The 22,676-nt window shown below is 41.1% G+C and carries 21 protein-coding genes; 18 read left to right on the top strand and 3 right to left on the bottom strand.

Annotation, left to right across the window (positions count from 1 at the left end; translation table 11 throughout):
* Positions 1-342 precede the first annotated feature (342 nt).
* From JKM87_RS16085 to JKM87_RS16040, 10 genes are all read left to right on the top strand, one after another.
* The gene (locus JKM87_RS16085; RefSeq protein WP_202081400.1) at positions 343-2,241 is read left to right on the top strand and encodes a PrkA family serine protein kinase; all 1,899 of its coding nucleotides are present in this window, start codon (positions 343-345) and stop codon (positions 2,239-2,241) included.
* Between the two features lie 32 nt (positions 2,242-2,273).
* Entirely contained in the window at positions 2,274-3,437 is a 1,164-nt protein-coding gene (gene yhbH, locus JKM87_RS16080; RefSeq protein ID WP_202081399.1) for a sporulation protein YhbH, read from the top strand.
* Positions 3,438-3,928: 491 nt separating this feature from the next.
* A complete protein-coding gene (locus tag JKM87_RS16075; RefSeq protein WP_202081398.1) occupies positions 3,929-5,764 on the top strand; it encodes a WD40 repeat domain-containing protein in 1,836 nt (611 codons plus the stop codon).
* An 18-nt stretch (positions 5,765-5,782) separates the two neighbouring features.
* On the top strand, positions 5,783-6,553 hold the full coding sequence (locus tag JKM87_RS16070; protein ID WP_202081397.1) for a GTP cyclohydrolase II: 771 nt from the start codon (positions 5,783-5,785) through the stop codon (positions 6,551-6,553).
* Between the two features lie 61 nt (positions 6,554-6,614).
* Positions 6,615-7,733, top strand: a complete 1,119-nt coding sequence (gene ribD / locus JKM87_RS16065) for a bifunctional diaminohydroxyphosphoribosylaminopyrimidine deaminase/5-amino-6-(5-phosphoribosylamino)uracil reductase RibD (protein WP_202081396.1) — start codon at positions 6,615-6,617, stop codon at positions 7,731-7,733.
* 188 nt (positions 7,734-7,921) lie between these two features.
* Entirely contained in the window at positions 7,922-9,367 is a 1,446-nt protein-coding gene (locus JKM87_RS16060) for a SpoVR family protein (protein WP_202081395.1), read from the top strand.
* Between the two features lie 166 nt (positions 9,368-9,533).
* Positions 9,534-10,169 carry a pyridoxamine 5'-phosphate oxidase family protein gene (locus JKM87_RS16055; RefSeq protein ID WP_202081394.1) on the top strand — a complete coding sequence of 212 codons (636 nt, stop codon included), beginning with the start codon at positions 9,534-9,536 and terminating at the stop codon, positions 10,167-10,169.
* A gap of 330 nt (positions 10,170-10,499) precedes the next feature.
* Positions 10,500-11,639 carry an NAD-dependent epimerase/dehydratase family protein gene (locus JKM87_RS16050; RefSeq protein WP_202081393.1) on the top strand — a complete coding sequence of 380 codons (1,140 nt, stop codon included), beginning with the start codon at positions 10,500-10,502 and terminating at the stop codon, positions 11,637-11,639.
* Between the two features lie 251 nt (positions 11,640-11,890).
* Positions 11,891-13,333, top strand: a complete 1,443-nt coding sequence (locus JKM87_RS16045) for a sensor histidine kinase (protein WP_202081392.1) — start codon at positions 11,891-11,893, stop codon at positions 13,331-13,333.
* A complete protein-coding gene (locus JKM87_RS16040; protein WP_202081391.1) occupies positions 13,305-13,964 on the top strand; it encodes a response regulator transcription factor in 660 nt (219 codons plus the stop codon). Before JKM87_RS16045 ends, JKM87_RS16040 begins: the two co-directional genes overlap by 29 nt.
* Before the next feature lie 49 nt (positions 13,965-14,013).
* On the opposite strand, the gene JKM87_RS16035 is transcribed toward JKM87_RS16040, so the two are convergent.
* On the bottom strand, positions 14,014-14,406 hold the full coding sequence (locus JKM87_RS16035; protein ID WP_202081390.1) for a helix-turn-helix domain-containing protein: 393 nt from the start codon (positions 14,404-14,406) through the stop codon (positions 14,014-14,016).
* 154 nt (positions 14,407-14,560) lie between these two features.
* Here JKM87_RS16035 and JKM87_RS16030 point away from each other — a divergent pair, with 154 nt between their 5' ends.
* The 4 genes from JKM87_RS16030 (at position 14,561) to JKM87_RS16015 (ending at position 17,293) form a co-directional block, all read left to right on the top strand.
* Positions 14,561-14,782 (top strand): helix-turn-helix transcriptional regulator, encoded by a 222-nt coding sequence (locus tag JKM87_RS16030; RefSeq protein ID WP_202081389.1) that lies wholly within the window; start codon positions 14,561-14,563, stop codon positions 14,780-14,782.
* A gap of 61 nt (positions 14,783-14,843) precedes the next feature.
* Entirely contained in the window at positions 14,844-15,023 is a 180-nt protein-coding gene (locus tag JKM87_RS16025; RefSeq protein WP_202081388.1) for a hypothetical protein, read from the top strand.
* Positions 15,024-15,168: 145 nt separating this feature from the next.
* A complete protein-coding gene (locus tag JKM87_RS16020) occupies positions 15,169-16,641 on the top strand; it encodes a SulP family inorganic anion transporter (RefSeq protein WP_202081387.1) in 1,473 nt (490 codons plus the stop codon).
* A 232-nt stretch (positions 16,642-16,873) separates the two neighbouring features.
* Positions 16,874-17,293, top strand: a complete 420-nt coding sequence (locus tag JKM87_RS16015) for a universal stress protein (RefSeq protein WP_202081386.1) — start codon at positions 16,874-16,876, stop codon at positions 17,291-17,293.
* A 183-nt stretch (positions 17,294-17,476) separates the two neighbouring features.
* Here the strand turns inward: JKM87_RS16015 and JKM87_RS16010 are convergent, their stop codons facing one another.
* The gene (locus JKM87_RS16010; protein WP_202081385.1) at positions 17,477-18,652 is read right to left on the bottom strand and encodes a KamA family radical SAM protein; all 1,176 of its coding nucleotides are present in this window, start codon (positions 18,650-18,652) and stop codon (positions 17,477-17,479) included.
* 308 nt (positions 18,653-18,960) lie between these two features.
* Here JKM87_RS16010 and JKM87_RS16005 point away from each other — a divergent pair, with 308 nt between their 5' ends.
* Both JKM87_RS16005 and JKM87_RS16000 read left to right on the top strand, forming a co-directional pair.
* Entirely contained in the window at positions 18,961-19,104 is a 144-nt protein-coding gene (locus tag JKM87_RS16005) for a hypothetical protein (RefSeq protein ID WP_202081384.1), read from the top strand.
* Between the two features lie 179 nt (positions 19,105-19,283).
* Entirely contained in the window at positions 19,284-19,949 is a 666-nt protein-coding gene (locus JKM87_RS16000; protein ID WP_202081383.1) for a SurA N-terminal domain-containing protein, read from the top strand.
* A 163-nt stretch (positions 19,950-20,112) separates the two neighbouring features.
* On the opposite strand, the gene JKM87_RS15995 is transcribed toward JKM87_RS16000, so the two are convergent.
* Positions 20,113-20,568, bottom strand: coding sequence for a hypothetical protein (locus JKM87_RS15995; protein WP_202081382.1), 456 nt, complete (start codon positions 20,566-20,568; stop codon positions 20,113-20,115).
* Positions 20,569-20,838: 270 nt separating this feature from the next.
* Between JKM87_RS15995 and JKM87_RS15990 the strand changes: the two genes are divergently transcribed.
* Both JKM87_RS15990 and JKM87_RS15985 read left to right on the top strand, forming a co-directional pair.
* On the top strand, positions 20,839-21,720 hold the full coding sequence (locus JKM87_RS15990; RefSeq protein WP_202081381.1) for an NAD(P)/FAD-dependent oxidoreductase: 882 nt from the start codon (positions 20,839-20,841) through the stop codon (positions 21,718-21,720).
* Between the two features lie 45 nt (positions 21,721-21,765).
* Positions 21,766-22,676 (top strand): selenium metabolism-associated LysR family transcriptional regulator (locus JKM87_RS15985; protein ID WP_202081380.1); only part of this gene is annotated, 911 nt, incomplete at its 3' end.

The following is a 22,676-nucleotide window of genomic DNA, read 5'->3' as shown; positions in this document are numbered from 1 at the left end:
AGTCTTTTTTTACAATGTCTACTTGACAGGGGTAAGCCCAAGTTTAGTCTTTAGAAGGGCTTTTTTATTTATCGTTTCTTTTTTATCGTCTCTGTTGTACTTACACCAACATTCACGGATCCTGCCGACCATGGCAAATCATTGAGAAACATCAATCGATTGTATCTATTACCTGACCTGTTGCATAAATTGTAATAAGCCTTAAACAAGTCATTATCATGAACTAAAGAAGTAGCGAATATATTCAGTAAAAAGGCAGAGGGATCGTCTCCCTAAGTTTCGGTAGAAGCAGAGAGATATGATTGAGTCGTCTAGGTTGGTGAACAAAGAGAGGAGGACCCCATGGACATCTTAAAAAAGATTTCTGATTACCGAACAAGAGAGGACAGTTTACGTTGGGAAGGCACATTTGCAGAGTATTTGGAGATTGTGAAGCAGAACCCTGAAGTGGCGGAAACTGCACATTCTCGTGTATATAACATGATCAAACGAGCAGGTGTAGAAGAGAGAGAAGATGGTACGTCTGAATATAAGTTTTTTAGCCGAGAGATGTTTGGGCTCGATCGTGCCATTGAGAGATTAGTTGAGGAGTATTTCCATTCCGCAGCAAAACGATTAGACGTACGTAAAAGAATTTTATTGTTAATGGGACCTGTGAGTGGTGGTAAATCGACGATCGTGACCATGCTGAAGAAGGGCCTAGAGCAGTATACCAAGACCGATGAAGGCGCGGTATATGGTATTAAAGGTTGCCCAATGCACGAAGAACCACTGCACTTAATCCCCGAAGATTTGCGCAAGGATTTTGAAAAGGAGTATGGTGTCCGAGTTGAAGGAAACCTATGTCCTTCCTGTCAGCTCATGTTAGAGGAGGAATACAACGGCAGAGTAGAAGATGTCGTCATTGAGAGAATCTTTTTCAATGAGGATAAGCGCGTCGGTGTCGGAACGTTCAGCCCATCCGATCCAAAATCACAAGATATTGCCGACTTAACAGGCAGCATTGATTTCTCTACCATTGCCGATTACGGATCAGAGTCTGATCCACGAGCGTATCGCTTTGACGGCGAATTAAACAAAGCTAATCGTGGGCTTATGGAGTTCCAAGAGATGTTGAAATGTGACGAAAAATTCCTGTGGAACCTTTTATCTCTGACACAAGAAGGAAATTTCAAGGCCGGGAGATTTGCGTTAATTAGTGCTGATGAGCTCATCGTTGCTCACACGAATGAATCGGAGTATCGGTCCTTTATTAGTGATAAAAAGAATGAAGCGCTACAATCCAGAATGATTGTGATGCCTGTCCCTTACAATTTGTCCGTCACGGAGGAAGAAAAGATTTATGAGAAGTTAATTAGTGAAAGTGATATCGGACATATGCATATTGCCCCTCATGCACTTAAAGCGGCAGCCATATTCTCCGTCCTGACACGTCTCAAAGAATCAAAGAAACAAGGCATGGATTTACTCAAGAAGTTAAAGCTCTATGACGGTAAGACGGTGGAAGGTTTCAAATTAGCTGACGTGGATGAATTATATAACGAGTTCCATGATGAAGGGATGACAGGTATTGATCCACGTTACGTGATTAACCGCATTTCCAGTGCACTTATAAATACGGATAAGGATTATATTAACGCGTTAGACGTCTTGCGTTCATTAAAGGAAGGGTTAGACTCACACGCCTCAATCACAAAGGAACAGCAGGAGAAATATCTGAATTTTATATCAATTGCGCGTAAAGAATACGACGATCTGGCCAAAAAAGAAGTGCAAAAAGCGTTTGTCTACTCCTACGAAGAATCTGCTAAGACATTGCTAGATAACTACCTTGATAATGTAGAAGCGTATTGTAATTGGCAGAAAATTCGTGACCCTCTCACAGGTGAAGAGCTTGATCCAGATGAAAAGCTCATGCGCTCCATTGAGGAACAGATCGGTGTATCAGAGAACGCGAAGAAGGCTTTTCGTGAAGAAATCCTCATCCGGATCTCAGCCTACGCGAGAAAAGGAAAGTCATTTAATTACAATACCCATGATCGTTTGCGGGAAGCGATACAGAAAAAACTATTTGCAGACTTAAAGGACGTCGTCAAGATTACAACGTCCGTAAAAACCCCGGATGAGAACCAGTTGAAAAAGATTAATGAAGTGATTAACCGCCTCGTAGAGGAGCACGGATACACCGCTTCTTCAGCGAATGACTTACTGAAGTATGTCGGTAGCTTGCTCAATCGTTAACGCGAAAAATTAATCAAAAGGAGGGATGACCAGTGCGAAAGGACCAGACGTTTATACTGTCCAAGGATGATTGGTCCCTCCATCGCAAAGGGTACGAAGACCAAGCGAGACATCAGGAAAAAGTCAAAGAAGCGATCAAAAAGAACCTTCCTGATCTAGTAACAGAGGAGAGTGTCATTTTATCAAACGGGCGGGAAGTCATTAAAATCCCGATTCGCTCGTTAGATGAATATAAGTTTAGATATAATTACAATAAGCAACAACATGCAGGGCAAGGTGATGGAGACAGTCAAGTAGGGGATGTCGTCGCCCGAGATGGGAAGCCACAAGGACCAGGGAAAGGACAGGGAGCGGGAGACCAAGCGGGAGAGGACTATTACGAAGCAGAAGTGGACGTTGAGCAGCTACAGGAGATGTTATTCTCGGAGTTAGCTTTACCCAATCTCAAACAAAAGGAAAAAGACCAAATTAAAGTAAAAGATATCCGCTTTAACGACATTAGGAAAAAAGGTCTTATGGGTAACATCGATAAAAAACGCACGCTTCTGGAGGCTATCCGTCGTAACGCCCTGGAAGGTAAAAGAGACAAAGATCTGTTGAAAATGTCGATCGATGATCTCAGGTTTAAAACGTGGGAAGAGGTGGTGCAACCCCATTCTAATGCCGTCATTATAGCCATGATGGATACGTCAGGCTCTATGGGTGTGTTTGAGAAATATGTCGCACGTAGCTTCTTCTTCTGGATGACACGTTTTCTTCGGACGAAATATGAGCATGTGGACATCGTCTTTGTCGCTCACCATACCGAAGCAAAAGAAGTGAGTGAAGAAGCGTTCTTCACCAAAGGCGAAAGTGGAGGAACGATTTGTTCATCCGCTTATCGTAAAGCCCTGGAGATTATCGAAGAACGCTACTCACCTGAACGTTACAACATCTATCCTTTCCACTTCTCCGATGGCGACAACCTGACATCGGATAACGAACGTTGTTTGAAGCTGGTAAAAAAATTAATGGATATCTCAAACATGTTCGGCTATGGTGAAGTAAATCAATATAATAGAAGTTCCACACTTATGTCCGCTTATCGCAAAATTGACGACCCCCGTTTCCGGTACGCTATCATACGAGAGAAACACGAGGTTTACCAGGCGTTGAAAACATTCTTTTCTGAAAACAAAGAAGCCGTCGGTTCTTAAACCGATGGTTTTTTTAAACATTGAGTTGATTTTAATTAACTTTAAGTTTACGAAATTAATGTAAAAAAATGATGAAAAAGAAGGGATATATACCATGATTGTATAATAAAGTAAACAAATCAAATAACGCCTGAAGGGGCTGTCACATTAGAGGATGAAACATTGAGATTTTATTAATGCTGTTTAGAAGCATAAACGAAACTAGGACCTTGAAAAAATGAAGGGACTTTAGCCCTAATTTTGTCAATATTTTTATAATGAAATTGTAAGAATTGTCAATATTTAATATAATTATGATGGACCTTATTGAAGCACACAGTGTTATTTACAAAAATTAAACTTTCCGTTTAGGTTAAAGATTGTTAACTCATATGACCTCGAGCAGGCTGTAAGGAAGTCACAAATCACAAGAAAAAAGGTGATAGCACACGTTGTTTAACCACATAGTGGTATAAACATATAAAAAGCTTCATTAAGGAGGAATTTAGAAGATGAGTGAAACCCAGGTTATGACGAAAAGTAAACATGTGTTTAACAAGCACAGAGGACCGGTTACATGCGCCACGCACTTGCCCACAAAAAATGCCGTAGTTACATCAGGTTATGATGGTGCCATAGGTTGGTTTAACTTTGATACCGACGATATAAAATTACTGGGTTACCATGAGCATTTAGCCAATCGTATTGTTGTGAACAGTGATGGAACAAGAGCTGCATCATGTTCCTCAGATTATACTATTAAAATTTGGAATCTTTCGACATTTAATTTAGAAAAAACATTGTATGGACATAGTGATGATGTAGAAGATTTTATATTTGTAGATGACCATACAGGCGTATCAGCCTCCAGAGATCAACGCATTCTGATTTGGAATCTGGATACAGGGGCTATAACGCGTGTTATTGATGGGCATGAGAAGGATGTCCTTTCTCTAGCTTATCACGATGGGAAAATATACTCTTCAGGGGATGATAAAACGCTACGCGTATGGGACTTACAGACTGGCAATCTTTTAAATATGTGGGGGCCGTTTGAAGTCGAAACTGATACTTGTGCGATTGATACAAACCATGGCCGTGTAATTTTAGGGTGTGATGATGGGTGTATACGTGTATTTGATATTAAAGATGGGAAAATGATTCGTGAAATAGCGGCTCATGAATCAGGCATTAAAAAAGTATCGGTGTCACCAGTTAACGGAGATATCTTATCCGCTGCGTACGATCAGAAGATACTCGTTTGGGACGCTGATTCCTTATCGCTTAAATTGAATTTAGAACAAAATCAGATTAAATGGGAAAGATCTTTAAATTTCTCCTCAGACGGACAAAAAGTGTATGCTGGAACTTTTGATGGTACTGTATTATGCTGGGATGCTATAACCGGTCAGTTCCTATCGGAGATTGGGAGACATGAAGAAGTCAAAGGTAACGCTTGTTTCAATGACGTAGCTGCGGATCACGAGGGAAAACTTGCGCTTGTCAGTGATGATGGCTACATGAGATTAGCCGACCTGAACAGCGGGGAGGACATGGCTATTTTTGAACCCACTTCCGGACGGTTTCTAATGAACGGGGTGGCGATGAGTGCAAAGTATAATCTTGTTGTTGGCGGTGCCCATAATCAAAGGATTCATATTTTCAAAGAGGATCAAGGCCAGCTCCAACAAACAGCGGAAGCGTTAATAGGAGAAGGGCCCATTAATACCATAAGAATATCGGAACATCAGGGCTATGAGCAAGCGTCATTTGTGGGATGCTACAGTGGCGCCATTGTAAGGGTCAATGAAAAAGGAGAGATAATGGACAAGCTTGAAGTTCACGATGGAGCTGTAAAAGCATTACGTTTACACCCATATCAACCTTTAGGGGTGAGTTGCTCAGCTGAAGGAGAGTTACTGTCATGGAATTTTAACGGAGAAGTTGTTCAACAATATTTAGGCCATACTGCAATCATTAATGATGTTGATATTTCACCTTCTGGAAAATACGCGGCAAGTGTATCTCGTGACTTCTCAGTCAAGGTTTTTGAGCTTGATACAGGAAAGCTACTATATTCGTATAATTTAGGCCGTAAATCTCTCAAATCAGTCAGTTTTATTGATGAACTAACAGTCGTCGTAGGAGATTACTGGGGAAATATCGTCAAGGTGGATTTAGAGTCAGGAGACATCACTCGTCAAACATTAGCTAGGAATGGTATCAGTAGCATAACACGTTACGATCGTTATTTTATAGCAGTCTCTTATGATGGTAGTGTCAATGTCGTTGATTCAAACCTGACCATTGTTAAGAAAATACTGGCTATGGCACAACGAATACAATAGAAAGTAGGTTTTTTTATCATGAAGATAACTTATGAGCAGCAAATAAAAGATACATTGGCTTCCCGTTTATCTTTACTTTATGACGATGATGGCCATCCTTTGTATCTTTTTGGGCCAGTTAATCTACCAGTGAAACTAAAAGGTGAAGATCATACTCTCAAGTGGTATACATGGTTGAAAGAGGATAATATGACAGAAGATCCAAAAGAATTAATAGAGGAGCTGCCTCAAAAAAATTTGGCTCAGCTGCAACAAAGTTCCGTTCTAGTATATGGAGACTTTGCTCATGCAGAAGAAGCAGCAGTGCGTGTTCATAGTATTTGCCACACAGGAGATATATTTGGGAGTCAACGTTGTGACTGCGGTAGTCAGCTTCAATCTGCTCTACAGAAGATCATCATATATGGCGCAGGTGCTCTAATATATGTTGCAGATCATGAGGGACGTGGTATCGGGCTATTCAGTAAAGCAATGACTTATGCGTTGCAAGAAGAAGGCTTAGATACAGCCGAAGCAAACGTTGCTTTAGGCTATGCACCTGATCAACGAGATTACGGTGATGTCGCACTAGTGCTAAAGCATTTACGTCAAAGACCGATCACGCTTTTAACTAATAACCCAGACAAAAAGGCTTATCTACGACAAGGTCAAGTGGACGTTAAACGTGTTGAAAGTGCTGTGGGAGAGGTCTCCGTGTACAACCAAAAATATCTGGAAACTAAAATTGAAACCTTCAATCATACCATCTCTCGTAGGGAAATAACCCTTGGGAATCGGCTCATAAAATAAGTCAACCTTAAAAATAACTTCAAGAGTATATGGGTTTAGGACAACCATTGGAGGAAAGAAAATGAACGATGAGTATTATATGAACTTAGCTTTAGAGCTAGCGAAAAGCGCAAGGGGTCAAACAAGCCCCAATCCTCTTGTCGGTTGTGTCATTGTCAAAGACGGTAGCATCGTCGGCATGGGGGCACACCTAATAGCGGGTGGTTCTCACGCAGAAATAAACGCGCTTCGAATGGCACAGGGTAACGAGGTAGGGAGTACGGTGTACGTTACATTAGAGCCATGTAACCATTATGGACGTACACCTCCGTGTACAGAAGCCTTAATCAATGCAAAAGTGAAGAGAGTTGTGATTGCTCAACCTTTTGATCCCGATCCACGAGTGCAAGGACAAGGTATTCAAACATTAAGACAGGCAAGTATTGAAGTGGATGTTGGGGTGATGCAACAAGAAGCGTCACAGCTAAACGAATGGTATGAGTACTTTAAAAAAACACAGCGCCCTTTTGTTACCCTAAAAACAGCCAGTACCCTAGATGGCAAAATAGCAACCCACACCGGACACAGCCAGTGGGTGACTGGTGACAAGGCTAGAGAAGAGGTTCATCAGCTAAGACATCATCATGATGCTATACTGGTAGGCGTAGGAACGGTGATAGCGGATAATCCCAAGTTAACGACACGTCTTCCTTCAGGTGAAGGTAGACATCCTGTACGCGTCATTTTAGATTCCTCTCTTCGCATACCTGATGATGCAACAGTAATAAATGATGGGAAAGCGCCGGTGATGATATTTACAACTGAAAACGCCAACGTTGAGAAAAAGGAAAGATTAACTTCAATGGGGTGTGAGGTCATTGTCACCGGTGCTGACTCACAAGTTGATTTAGATCAAGTCCTTAAAGTATTAGCTCAAAAACATATCACTTCTGTATTAGTTGAAGGGGGGAGTCAAATCAACGGGGCATTTTTAAAACAACATCTCGTGAACAGAGTTGTTACCTATATAGCGCCTAAAATACTAGGCGGAACAGATGCCCTGACTTCTTTTAAAGGACTAGAAATAGAGGATATGGGACAAGCGTTTCAATTAGGGCAGGTAACCGTATCCATGGTCGGCAATGATATCAAGGTCACAGGTACACCGATTTATGAGAATAAAGTTCATCCGAATGGTTAGCATTTCTCAGGCTCTACGGTGCATACTACTTTAGCCTCATCTTTAAATACAATGTCGTCACTTTTAAGTGTAGCATAACCCTTTGTCACCATCATAGTATATTAATACGACGTTAGCATGGTGGCTACAATTAGGGCGCTACACTTATCGGTGTGCTTAAGTTTGTAAAATGAGGCAGGTGGAATTGCATGAACCCAACGGAACGCAAAGAGCTAGAGAAAGCAATCGAAGAGATTACGGAGATTGCTGAGGGTTTCGGCCTAGATTTTTATCCTATGAGATATGAAGTATGTCCATCGGATATTATCTACACTTTCGGAGCCTACGGTATGCCGACACGATTCTCGCATTGGAGCTTTGGGAAAGCCTTTCACAAAATGAAGCTGCAGTATGACCTCGGTCTGAGTAAGATTTACGAGTTAGTCATCAATAGTAACCCCTGCTACGCCTTTCTATTAGACGGAAATAGCCTGATTCAAAATAAACTGATTGTCGCTCATGTCCTCGCCCATTGTGATTTTTTCAAGAATAATGTTCGATTTTCTAATACCTCTAGAGATATGGTTGAAAGCATGGCCGCTAGTGCTGAACGTATTCGTCATTATGAGATGGAGTACGGAAGAGAAGAAGTGGAGCGTATATTAGATGCTGGCCTAGCTATACAAGAACACATCGAACCGTCTATTCTAAAACCACAACTGCAATGGAGTAAAAAGCTTGAAGAGAAAGACCGTAAAGTTGAAGAAGCGTTGAAGAAGAAAGATAAACCTAGAGGCCCTTATGATGATCTCTGGAGCTTGGATGAGGACGTGGATCGACATCAGGAGGATCTACAGAAAAGAAAACGTAATAAGTTTCCTGCTCAGCCGGAGAAAGACTTGTTACTTTTTATGATTGAACACAGCCCTCATCTTGAAGAGTGGCAAAGAGACATTCTCACTATTTTGCGAAATGAAATGCTGTATTTTTGGCCTCAATTAGAGACAAAAATAATGAATGAAGGTTGGGCATCATACTGGCATGTGCGTATTATGAGGGAATTAAACCTTACCGAAGAAGAAACGATTGAGTTTGCTAAGCTAAATGCGTCAGTATTAGCACCGTCAACAACCAATATTAACCCTTACCATCTAGGTTACAAAATGTTTGAAGACATCGAACGTCGCTGGGATAAACCCACAAAAGAAGAACAGGAACGCACAGGTGCAAAACCAGGAGAAGGACGAAATAAAATCTTTGAAGCTCGAGAGATAGAGGGGGACATCTCCTTTATTCGCAATTATCTGACAAAGGACCTTGTGGAGGACTTAGATCTGTATTTATTTCAGAAAAAAGGTCAAGATTACACGATAGTAGAGAAAGACTGGGAGAGTGTACGTGATCAACTTGTGAGCATGAGGGTGAATGGTGGTTTTCCATATCTCATGGTAGAAGACGGGGACTACTTACACAAAGGGGAACTATTAATTCAACATTACTTCGAAGGGATGGAACTCGACGTTAAGTATGTGGAAAAAACATTACCCTATCTCAACACACTGTGGGATCGCCCCGTGCATATACGCACCATAATTGAAGATAGAGAAGTCATTTTTACGCACGACGGAAAAAAGGTGCATCGCAGGTTTTTATAAGTTATCACCATTTGACCCCTTTCGATCAGAAGGGGGTATTTTTGTTTTGGTGAAAAAGGGATAATGGTCAGAAGTAACGAATAAATGATTATCTAAGTGTTGTGTTGTTAGGCAACCTTACTTTATTCATATATGTCATTCAGAAGGGAGAAAAACAATGTCCTCAATGCCAGCCCTTTCACCTGCAGACATCGTTCACACAGAGCAAGAGCTCAGAACGCTAGTAGGCGAGCCTTCAGAAAAAATCAAAAGAAAAACCGTCCCGATTTTGGACGAGCATTGTCAGTCTTTTATCGCAAAGTCGCCTTTATTATTTATTTCTACTGCTGACGGCAACGGAAGATGCGACGTTTCTCCTAGAGGAGACGAGCCAGGGTTTGTTCACGTTTACGATGAAAAACACCTCATGATCCCTGATCGTCGTGGAAATAAAAGAATGGATACTATGAGAAATATCTTACAAAATCCTCATACTGGTCTCGTATTTGTTATCCCAGCCTTAGGGGAGACTTTACGTATCAACGGGAAAGCTTATATTACAAAACAAACGTCACTGTTAGAACACATGGCCGTACAAGGTGTCACGCCGAAGCTAGGTATTATAGTTGAAGTGGAGGAATGTTTTATCCACTGTGCTAAAGCCTTCAAACGCGCTAACCTTTGGCATCATCAAGTTTGGCCTAACCAGGACGATCTGCCGTCCATTCCTAAAATATTATCAGCTCATATAAACCTTCCTGACTTTACACCTCAAGAGGTTGAAGCATATCTAGGCGAAAGTTACACAAAAAGATTATATTAATGATAGTACTCTTGTAGAGGCTTTACATCGTTTTACGCACATTTTTTCGCACGTAAAAGGTGTGTCTAAATTGAGATTTAAGACACCTGCGCATTGGCCTAGTGTGTGTAGTTCTATATGAATATAGAACTAAAAAGGAGAAGTTCTAGGTAAAAACTCACCTCCCATTCGACCTAAAGAGCGTGTAAAGTATAAATAACGACAAATTATAACAAGAGTTTATTATTGAATATTCCTAAATCTGGGATTTTACTTTAACGCATAACATTGGAAAAGGTTGTGACCTTAAACAGCCGTGGTCCGAGGTTTAGAAATAAAGGAATGGTGAGAATGAATATTCTAGTTACGGGGGGAACAGGATTACTTGGCAAGAGCTTAGCACAACGGCTTTCCCAAAAAGGTTATCATGTGACGTTGCTTATGGGTAACGATCTACTTGATAAGAACGGCAAATTAAGTAAGCACGGTAAACGAACTAAGACAAAAGATTTTGATGTGGCCGGACAAAAGAACAATGAGGAAGGGTCAAAAGGAAATTTTAGGTATGATAAGGATCAGGATCAGGCTACTGTTGACCATCCTATGGGGCATGATCACGAACATAAGGGAGAAATACGGTACTTATCCTGCTCTCTGGATGATAGAGAGCAAGTGCTGGACGCTTGTCAGAGACAAGACTATGTTTTCCACTGCGATGAGTTATGTTCTTCATGGGGGAAGTATCGAGACTTCTATGCTCAAAATGTGTTAGGCACACAGTATATCATTGAAGGTTGTAGACAACACAACGTCAAACGCCTCATTCACGTATCCAGTCCAAGTATTTACTTTAACTATACTCACCGTTTATATATTTCAGAGAATGAGCCCCTACCCAAACGCCCTGTTAATGCGTATGCCAAAACAAAACTTCTTGCTGAACAGTCTATCGACCAGGCCTTTGTACAGGGCCTACCTGTTATTACAATCCGTCCAAAGACGATATTTGGACCTTCTTGTGATACAGTTTTGGCTCGTCTCATATCGTTAAATCGTTCTCGTATCCCGATCATTGAGGGTGGAAAAATCGTAGTAGATTTTACTTATGTGGATAACGTGGTCGATGCTCTTTTGTTATGTATGGCTGCACCAGAGGAGACTCTAGGGAAAAAATATAACATCAGTAACGGAGAATCCTTATATCTCTATGACCTACTAGAACGGGTATTCAAGGAACTCGATGAGCGGTTGAATACCAAGCCTGTCAGTTATGCTGAAGCGTATATCTTAGCAGGTTTTACTGAACTCGCAAATAAGACATTTTTGAAGAAGAGACCGCCTTTCACGAGATATTGTGTGGGTATGATTTCAAAGAGCCAAACTCTCAATATTACGGCGGCCAAAAGAGAGCTCGGTTATGAACCGAGGGTCAGTATGGATCAGGGAATTAAAGCATTTACAAAATGGTGGAAAAAAATGAATCACCACTGACACGATCCTCATATATATATCGGCGATATATACACAACGCAGGGCAAAAATCAAATGCCTATGAAAATAGTTGAATATAACTAAAGATATTTTTCATCATTCAGAAAATACTTAAATGAGCCTCACAGCGCCTCTTTTGTTTAACAGAAGGGGCTATTTGGGTTTTAGATTTTCTCACACAACTGTACTGAAGCGTTGCTTTTTGTGTAAACTCTAATATACTTAAGATAAAGTGTATATTAGGTGATCTTATGTTATTTATATTCGTATCCTTATGGATTATTGCGGCCATCCTCATATGGACGGATCCCAAACGTGAGCCTACCAGATGGGCAAGCTTAACAGCTTTTGTTGGTGGACTAGCAGGTTTCTCAGTCTTTGTTGGAGAAACCGTCATTCCGTATCTCCAAACTCAGGGCGTGGAACAAGGTTTGTTATTGCGTTCCTTGGCCATTACCGAGACGATCACGTCCATTATTTGTTTAAGTGGGTTGCCTTACGCCTTTATTGTTTTTGCGATTGTTTCCAGCCGTCGTTTCACAGAGAAAATGAAGCGTCGGTTGAAGATTCTCCTCATACTCCCGGTGGGGTACACATTCTACGTCACACCGTTATTCCCAACATTAGAGTATAACTTCTTTGTCTTTTTGTTTTGGGCTGTCCCCTATACCTTCATAGGGAGTGCTCTCCTCATCTATGAATTTATAACGGAAAAAAACCCACTCAAGCGTACGAGCAGATTATTTACCAACATCGTGATTGTCACACCCGTCGTTTCTTACGCTATAACCAATTATATCTTAAGAAGTTTTCATATTGAGGAAGTCTGGCGATATAATACGTTTGTCATCGTATTAATATTTGTGGCTTTTATTGTGTTTGGTGCCAAACATGGTGTTTTGGGAGTGAAATTAAAATTTGAAAAGCATGACGATGTCGATCACACCATGCGTTCGTTGCACTCTGGCACGTCAATATTAAACCATACTATTAAAAACGAAATTGGGAAAATCAACATCCTAGCCGATAAAATTAAATACACGGCCGAAAAAGAAAAACAACCCCAAATAGCCCAGGATGCAGAGCAGTTGATGATGTCCTCAGAGCACGTGTTGAATATGGTAGATAGAATACAGGACCTATTGAAAGACTTTACACTCCATGAAGCCAATGTAAGTCTAGAAGATTGTCTTAATCAGGTGCTCATCAGATTAGATACAATACTGACCCAACAAAAGATGAACGTTGTTAAACTATATGAAGGGGACGTTGAGGTGTATGTCGATAACGTACATCTACAGGAAGTATTATCGAATATTTTACACAATGCCATAGAGGCGGCGCTTGAAGGAAGTACTATATATATCGATATTGACGAGACCAAAAAAGATCTAGTTATTGTGGTACGAGACGAAGGCGTGGGGATTTCCAAAGAAAACCTATCTGTTATATTTGACCCTTTTTTCTCCACAAAGAATAAATCTCGTAACTACGGTCTTGGTTTGAGCTATTGTCACAAAGTGATGATCAAACATGGCGGGAGTGTACAAATCCATAGTGAGATAGGGCATGGTACAACCGTTTATGTCCATATTCCGCGTAAGAGAATCGTTCATCAAACCGTCCATTCGCTTACTGATTATAAGGGAAAGGGAGATGGAACCGTTGAACAGAATAAAGATCTTATTAGTTGAAGACGATCCAACATGGCTACAATGCCTCACTGATTACATTCATCGTGAAGTCGACTTGACCGTCACTGCAACGGCAACGAATAAGGCAGAAGCTATTAGGTTAGCGACATCCATTGATGTAGACGTCATGCTGATTGATATTAATTTAATGGAAAATGAACTCGATGGCATTGAGGTTGCCGCTGAGATATTAGAGCATGATGAGCAGGCTAAGATTATTATGTTAACCAATCTTGAGGATGTTGAAGTCATCAAACACGCAATAGCTGAAGGGGTTGATAACTATATAACTAAGAATCACTATAAAGACATACCCAAAGCTGTGCGTGATGCCTATCACGATCAGTCTTCTATTCACGCTTCTATTGCTAAGAAAATTAAACAAGAAATAAGGATGGCGAGAAAAAAAGAGTTTGAAAGCCTATTGACGAGATCCGAAAAAGAGGTTCTTACACTGGTTTCAAAAGGGAAAACAAAAAAACAAATTCAAGAGTTGCTCTTTATTACAGAAAGTACGATTAAAAAGCATTTGAACAAAGTATTTAAAAAACTGGGTGTCAGCCGAAGTCAAGAGGCTGTTAAAGAAGCGATTAAAAAAGGGATTATTGATAAACCGAGCCGCCGTGGTTAATCAAACTTAAAGCCCCTCCATCATTGGAGGGGCTTATTTGCTGATCACTTTATCGAGTTTCTTGATCCAATACGAAAGTCGTGAAATCTCTAATTTGCTTTTTCTTCTCTTCTGGAGCGTTCAGGTACTGTTGCAAGAAAGCCTTCGTATCATCATCTCGATCGACAATGCCTCTTAACTGAATCTCAAATTCACTATCATGTTGTTTATAAGTCCCCCTGCTTTCTTTGATATGAGAGCCGGGATATTCTGTGCGACAAAGTAAAAAGTCAGTCGAGACATCAAAGTAATCCGCTAACTTGATAAGCGTAGCAAAGTCAGGTTGACGTTTACCCTGCTCATAATTGGCGACTTGACCTCTAGAAAATTCTAACTCGTTAGCGAGTTGATATTGACTTAAATTTTGCTGTTTGCGAAGAGATGCTAAGCGCTTACCAAACATGCTATGACCACCTTTTTCTTCTATACAATCCATTATAAGAAACAAAGAGTTTCTATTCCACAACTGAAACAAAAGGTTTCTGATAAATATTGACAGAAACACTATGCGTCATTATTATAAGAGTATACATATTCAAAATGGGAGGGGTGTTAGCATGCGCACAAAGCTGATTCGACTGAGAGGCAAGCGAACCAAAACCAAAGTGGCTCAAGATCTCAACATTACACCACAAATGTACGGTGCCATTGAAAGAGGAGACCGAGATCCTTCGCTACGTTTAGCGAGTAAAATTGCGAGATACTTCCATGTATCTGTCGATCATCTATTCGTTGATGGAGAACCCCATGACACTGGGAAAAAATCAGCGGTGACATGAAAGGGAATGCATTATCTTGATAGTCACCCACAAGCATAGGTGGTGAATCGGATGAATGGTGATGAACATGCTTAACGAGCTACAGAACAAAGAACAAGCTATTAATTATCTTCTCACTCTCCACGAACATTGGCAAGATCATCCTGTCCTCCATACTTTTACAGTTGAAGAAATGATCCAGTTTCACTTTATAGTTGAAGAATTCACATTAAGGAGCGTGAGAGAGTATGGAGCTGAATAATTAAATTTGATTGACATGACGTACGTTTACATGCTATTTTGTCATTTCATCTTTCTATGTTATTATAGTCTAGTTTTTAACGGAAGAACGGCCTATGGGGCTGTTCCCTTTTAGACTATAACATGACAGAAAGGTGGTGTACGTCATGTCCATTAACTATGAAGCGGTCAAACAATCCTGGTTCGGAAACGTAAGAGGGGATATCTTAGCGGGCATCGTGGTTGCATTAGCCCTGATTCCAGAAGCCATTGCATTCTCTGTCATTGCACGAGTAGATCCGATGGTGGGTCTATATGCGGCCTTCTGTATAGCTGTTGTGACTGCCTTTGTAGGTGGTAGACCTGGTATGATCTCGGCAGCAACGGGTGCGATGGCACTCTTGATGGTTACATTAGTCGCAGAGTGGGGGCTAGAGTATTTATTAGCGGCCACGATACTAACAGGGATCTTACAGATTTTATTCGGGGTGTTTAAACTCGCGCGGTTCATGAAGTTTGTACCACGATCGGTCATGGTCGGATTCGTCAATGCATTAGCCATCCTAATTTTCATGGCTCAACTTGAACACTTTGTTGGTGAGTCATGGGTCATGTATGCCATGGTTGCTGGAGCTTTGGCTATTATTTATCTGTTTCCCTATATTAATAAGACAATACCGTCTCCATTGGTGGCTATTATTGTCATATCAGCGATCGCCATTATGACAGGGAGCGGCGTAAAAACGGTGGGTGATATGGGATCATTGACTCAGACATTACCGATGTTTGCTTTACCTTCAATTCCGCTTACACTTGAAACATTGATGGTCATCTTCCCTTACTCGTTTGCGTTAGCTATGGTCGGTTTGCTAGAGTCTTTACTCACAGCTAAGATTGTCGACGATATGACGGATACAGAAAGTGATAAGAATAAGGAATCTAGAGGTCAGGGGATCGCTAACATTGTCAGTGGTTGCTTTGGAGGTATGGCCGGCTGTGCCATGATTGGACAATCTGTGATTAATGTGAAGTCCGGCGGAAGAGGGCGTTTGTCTTCATTGGTCGCGGGTGTCTTCCTCATGTTCCTGATTATTGTGACGGGTAATCTGGTCGTACAGATTCCCATGGCTGCTTTAGTCGGTGTGATGATCATGGTGTCAATTGGAACGTTTGATTGGTCATCGCTCAAAGCAATGCGTGTCATGCCCAAAACAGATGCGATTGTGATGGTTGTGACCGTTGTAACTGTGGTTGTGACACATGACCTAGCCAAAGGTGTGTTTGCAGGCATCGTATTAAGTGCCATATTCTTCGCCGCTAAAATCTCTAAGGTGAACATCACAAACACCTTGAATGGGACGCGTAAAGTATATCATGTACACGGACAATTATTCTTTGCTTCAGTCACAGACTTTATCGCTCACTTTGATTTTAAAGAACCTGTAGAGCACGTGGAACTTAACTTGACCGGTGCTCACGTTTGGGATGATTCAGCCGTTGATGCGATAGATCGAGTGGTGCTTAAATATCGAGCGAACGGCACTGATGTGACTTTGACAGGAATGAATGATTCAAGCGAAGCGTTGATTCACAAATTAGCAAGTCACCGTAAGCCCGATGCAGAAATTTCAGTGCACTAAATAAACGCTAAATATATGCAATAGACAAAAGATACTTGGTTCACTAGGATCATAGTCATTGGTGTAGCCACCTCATAACGCTTTCAAATGATTGAAGGGTGTGAGGTGGCTTTTATTGTGGTCAGAAATGATACCTTTAATGAGCAACAGTATTCTAGTATAATAGGGCTTAAACCATTGATTGGATATGGTGTGTATAAGACCTTAAGGGGATAAGTAGAGGTGAAGGAAAATGTTTAAACGCATATTATTGGCATCTGACGGTTCCAACCATTCTTTTCGCGCAGCTGAGAAAGCGGTTACATTAGCAAAGGGAAACGAAGAAGCGCACGTTGAAGTCATATATGTTATCGATCATGCCATATCTAAGACCGATGCATTACAGAACTTAGATGCAACAGCTTTAAAGCAAAAAAGAATTGAAAGATTAGCTAGTATAGAAGCGCTATTAAAAAAAGAAGGTGTGCCTTATGATGTCAAGCTTATCCGTGGAGAGCCTGGACCGACGATTGTAAAGTATGCCAATGACCAGGAAGTAGACTTGGTCATCATCGGCAGTAGAGGATTAAATCATTTTCAGGAGATGGTATTGGGAAGTGTCAGTCACAAAGTGGCCAAACGGGCGAGTTGTCCTGTTATGATTGTAAAATAATAGATAAAGTGCACAAATGACAGCATTCTAAGTAGATAAAAGCACCTCTTCTTATTTACATTAAGGCCACCTGTAAATAAGAGAGGTGCTTTTTAAACACACGTGGTGCTAACATCATGATGTATGTAATCTAGTGATGATGGATATGATCGTATGATTAATCATAAAGATTGTAAAATAAAATTAGCCTATCTTCTCTTTCTTCTTCACAGGTGTATCTTCCAATTCATTAACAGAGACAACATCGTCAGTTCTCTTTTCCGGTTTCGTCCAATACTGTTCGTTTCCTGGTAATTCATCAAACCATGTTGCATCTTTTGGACAATCTAACACCATAAATTTGCCGTATTCGTCATCTCTGGATTGATGATACTTTAAGTAAGCCTTTCCATTTTCAATGGCTAAGATTTCAATCTTACCAGAAGTATGACTCATTGAGAGACGTACACGTTTACCAAGACCGGACGTCTTCGCCTTTGCTTGTTCTACAATGTTGTAGACTTCTTCTAAGGTGAGTACAAAGCTAGCGTTTCCTGCTACTGGACGGTTAACAAAGAAGTAATAAGGTGTCACACCTGCACTAGATAGTTTTTCTAAGAGTTCGCCCAATACCTCAGGGTCATCATTAATGCCTTTGAGGACTGGTGTTTGGTTAACGACAATAGCGCCAGCGTCATGCAATGCTTTGAAAGCTTGACGTGCCTCGTCTGTAATTTCTCTTGGATGATTGATGTGAGCCATAATATAAATCCGTTTTTGTTCAGTTGAATACTCACGAATTAAGTTAAGTAACGCTTCATCTTCGGTGATTCTCATGGGGTTAAATACAGGTAGTTTTGATCCGATACGTATAATCTGAACATGGTCCATAGACCGTAATTCTTCAATAATCATACGTAACTTCTTAGCAGATAGGATAAGAGGATCTCCACCTGTTAACAGAACGTTGGAGATTTCGGGGGTGTTTCTGATGTACTCCAGTCCTTCAGATACATCAGACATTGCTTCCTTGACGTCTGCGCGGAAAAGACGTTTACGGAAACAGTAACGACAGTACGCGCCGCATACTTCAGACACAATTAATAAAGCTGTCGTGCGATACTTGTGCTGACAGCCTTTGACAACATAGTTTGTGTCCTCATCAGATGCGTCCCAACGACCGTATTCGTTCATCTCGTTGGTTGTTGGAATGACTAATCGGCGTATAGGGTCATCCGGATCTGCCCAGTCAATCAAATTGAGATAATACTCATTGACCCGGAAAACGTACTTTTGCGCAACGTCTTTCAGCGCAGCTTTCTCGTCCTCAGATAAATGAGGAATCTGTTCGATCTTTGTTAGATACTTAGGTTGTGCCATGATACCACCCTTTCTAGATGATTTGATGGACAACGAAGTCTCTGTCTATGTGAAGAAGATTCATCTACTATGATAGACTAAGTCATACAAAAACTCAAAGGAAGAAAAAGTATAATGGTGTATTTTTACAACATTTGTTATTGTATATACACTATGAAATGACATAAACAGCTAGGCAAGCCTTATCCTGCTTCTCTTACCAATGTATTGTTTTTTAATAATTTTATAACAATTTCATTACAGTCTCCTAATAATGCTTCTATATACTGTGTAATTGAAATCGTCAAATCACTAAGGAGGTTTTATCCTTGATGAAAAAATTAGCTTTAATGTTGTCATTATTAGGTGTATTCGCATTTGCTACAGGTTGTGCTGAAGGTGAACAACCTGCAAATATTGATGAGCAACCTGGAGAAGGCGTAGAACAGGATGAAGGACTAGGTGACGAATAAACCCATAATTACTGTTAAATATTCCTCGATCCAGTGAAGTGCTGCCACGAAGAGCCTCTTCACCTTAGAAAAAAGCTGAGGGGATTGATTCTACCCTCAGCTTTTGTTATGGTGTAGAGACATGATGGACATATTGTGTAATGACAACGACACTGTAAAGAAAGTAGGTTGATCAATTAATGAAATTAAACGGTAAACGCTTAGCTACAGCTTTGATTTTAGCACTTGCATTGGTTGTCACGGCATGTGGCCAACAATCTGACGGGTCTGACGGCGATGCTGTAGCGATTGTAAATGGAGAAGAAATTCCAAGAGAGACATATGATTCTCAAATTGACATGGTTCTCGACAACTATGCCCAACAAGGGATGGATGTGGAGAGTGAAGAAGGACAACAGATGGTTGAACAAATTGAACAATCGGTGCTAGAAAGTCTCATTACTCAGGAACTCCTTTTACAAAAAGCGTCTGAATATGATTTACACGCAACGGAAGATGAAGTGGAGGCAGAATTACAAACGGCAATTGAGCAGTTTGGGTCTCAGGAAAAATTTGAGGAAGCCTTGGCTCAACACAACTACACTGAAGAAGACCTTCGTGAAGAACTTGAAACAAACTTAACCATTGAAAAACTGAGGGAACAAGAATTGGACGAAGTTGATGTTACTGAAGAAGAACTTCAGGACATGTACGACCAATACAGTAGTGCACAAGAAGATTTCCCTCCTTATGAGGAAGTTAAAGCAGATCTTGAGCAATTAGTACAGGAAGAAAAGCAACAAGAGCAATTTCAACAGTATGTTGATGAGTTGAAGGAAGAAAGTGATATTGAGCGGTTAGTTTAATGTTTCAGAAACGACTGCTAATTGGCAGTGATGATAAAAAGCACTTCAACGGGTGAGCCGTGAAGTGCTTTTTTACTTTATATCCTCCTTGATGCGAACGACTGTCAACTGTCTCCTTCTTGTGAGAGCTACGATTATCCGAAGCACTATCGTTTCATGTCGTTTACCCTGACATGGATAACAAAGCCACGACTGATATCATAGGAATCATGGACACTAAACCGATACCCATGAGGGTTAGGGAAGTGATAAGGGCTTTTTCATGCTCAGCGTTCGCTAGGTGAGGTGTTATTTTCCTTCTTTCTATGACCACACCCAATATGCCCGTAGATAGTGTAAAAATAACAATGATTAAGGGGATCGTGACATCTACCTTATGGAAGCGTAGCGTATCTTCAATACGCACAAAACCGGAAATAATAAGGATGATAGGAATGCTCACAACGGTGGCAAATCTTAATAGAAAACGCTTTTGAACGATGTGCATATACTCCTCATTAAATGTACCACCGCTGTGTTGGACATGACTGTTCACATCAGCCATCATTCGTTTAAAATAATATAATACGCCTGTAACCGTGATGATTGTGGCACTGACAAATAATAAGGGTGTTAACAAGGCTCTGTACACTCCCTAACCTAAAGATGTCTTGATAAGCACAAATCTAATCAATCCGTGTTAAGTGTAAATGTCTTTTAGGTACCCTCTTATGCTACCCATGACGTTCGTCCATATACGTATATGATCGTTTGTTTGATTGGCGTATGCACCGACTAAATACCACATGACTGCTCATAGACAAATTGTTTCAGAGTAGCGAAGGACAATCGGGCTCATAATAAAAGTAAGATAGGGAAAGGGGGGCTGTATCACGTGTGTTATGATTGTATGATTATTGGAGGAGGTATTGCCGGTCTACAAGCAGCTATCCAATTGGGCAGATATGAGCATAAAGTACTCGTCATTGATGCAGGTTACGGGAGGTCGACTCTTTGTCGGGCTTACCATAATATTTTGGGCTACCCAGATGGGGTCAGTGGCGAAGCGTTGCGGGAGCTTGGTAGAAAGCAAGCAGCTCAGTATGGTGTAGCATTTGTGACTGATGAAGTAACGCAGGCAAAGAAGACATCAGACGGAGCATTCGAGCTAAAAACCAAACAAGGTCGCACAGAAAGAGCTAAAACATTATTGTTGGCGACGGGCGTATTAGATCGGATGCCAGAATGGCCTGAGCTTAAGCCCTGCCTGGGAATAACCGTGTACATTTGCCCTGATTGTGACGGTTACGAAATTAAACAGAAGAAAACAATTGTATTAGGAGCAGGTGATTCAGGTGCCCAAATGGCATTAACATTGAGAAGTTGGACTGATGAATTGATATATATCAATCATGAACAGAAATTCATAAATGAAAAACATGATAAAGATCTACAACAAAAAGGGATTGCAGTGGTCAATGAAGAAGTGGACCATATCTTAACTGAATCGGAATGGCAATTTGCTGGTGTTAAGCTTAAAAGCGGGCAACAAGTGACGGCGGAGAGAGGGTTTTTGGCCTTCGGAGGTAATCAGGTCAAAACAGATTTGGCTAAACAGTTAGGTGTCGAACGCCTTGAAAATAAGCATGTACAAACGGATCCAAGAACAAAAATGACAAATGTGCCCCGAGTGTGGGCAGCGGGAGACATGGTGGCCCATGCCGAGCAAGTTACTGTTGCTATGGGAGAGGGGTCACAAGCTGCAATATGGATTCATAAAGCGTTACAATAGGTTGAGAAGAAATTAGGGAGCGTTTTCAGAGGGGATTGATGGTTTATGAACGTAAAGAGAATTAAGACGTTTATGCTTGTAGTGGAGCACCGTAGTTTCTCCACTGTGGCACAAATTCAGGATATGAGTCAGCCTGCTGTTTCCAAACAGATTCAAACGCTAGAAAAAGAACTAGGTGTACCATTACTTAACCGAGCGACACTTGAACCGACAGAGGTTGGGCGCAGAGTGTATCATAAAGCGTCTTCTTTCATGAGGGAATGGGAGGAGTTACTTTTAACATGCCAAGCTTTTCAAGGCGAGCTGACAGGCTTACTCCAAATTGGCGCCAGCACGATTCCGGGTACCTACCTGATACCCCAAATACTCAGAAACTTCCTTGCCGAGTATCCACGTATAGAAGTTCAGTTGTCAGTGCACGAGTCTGATGAGGTCTTAGACTTAGTGAAGGAACAAAAGTTGGATATCGGCTTTATAGGCAGAGCACCAGAGGATGAACGCTTTGGTTCGCGGTTAATCGCAACAGACCGTTTGGTTGTGATTGGCCCAAAAGACAGTGAGAGTATCGACGACTTTGAAGAGATCAAAAAAGCGCCATTTATTTTTCGTAGCGACCGATCAGGTACGTGGAGAGCGGCCAAACAGGGCGTACAAGCTCTAGGCCATTCAGTAGACGCTTTAAAGTGTGTGGCCACAGTCCAAAATACAGAGTCCGTACTCGCTATGGTCGAAGCCGGTTTAGGTTACGGTATCGTATCCGAAATGGCAGCCAAGCCGGGAAAAGAGAGTGGACGTGTAAAGTCGTTAATCACGCTTCCTGTCGAGCGTGACTTTTATGCTGTATACCTTAACTCCCGTGCACAACAAGCGGCTTTATCATCTCTTATACAATTTTCTAGTCATAATGGTGAAGATTCTACAGCCACATCCTCAACACCCTCACCAGTTATTGACTC

It is taken from the genome of Caldalkalibacillus salinus (assembly GCF_016745835.1).
In the GTDB taxonomy this organism is placed as follows: domain Bacteria; phylum Bacillota; class Bacilli; order Caldalkalibacillales; family JCM-10596; genus Caldalkalibacillus_A; species Caldalkalibacillus_A salinus.
This window is presented reverse-complemented; position numbering and strand designations above follow the sequence as displayed.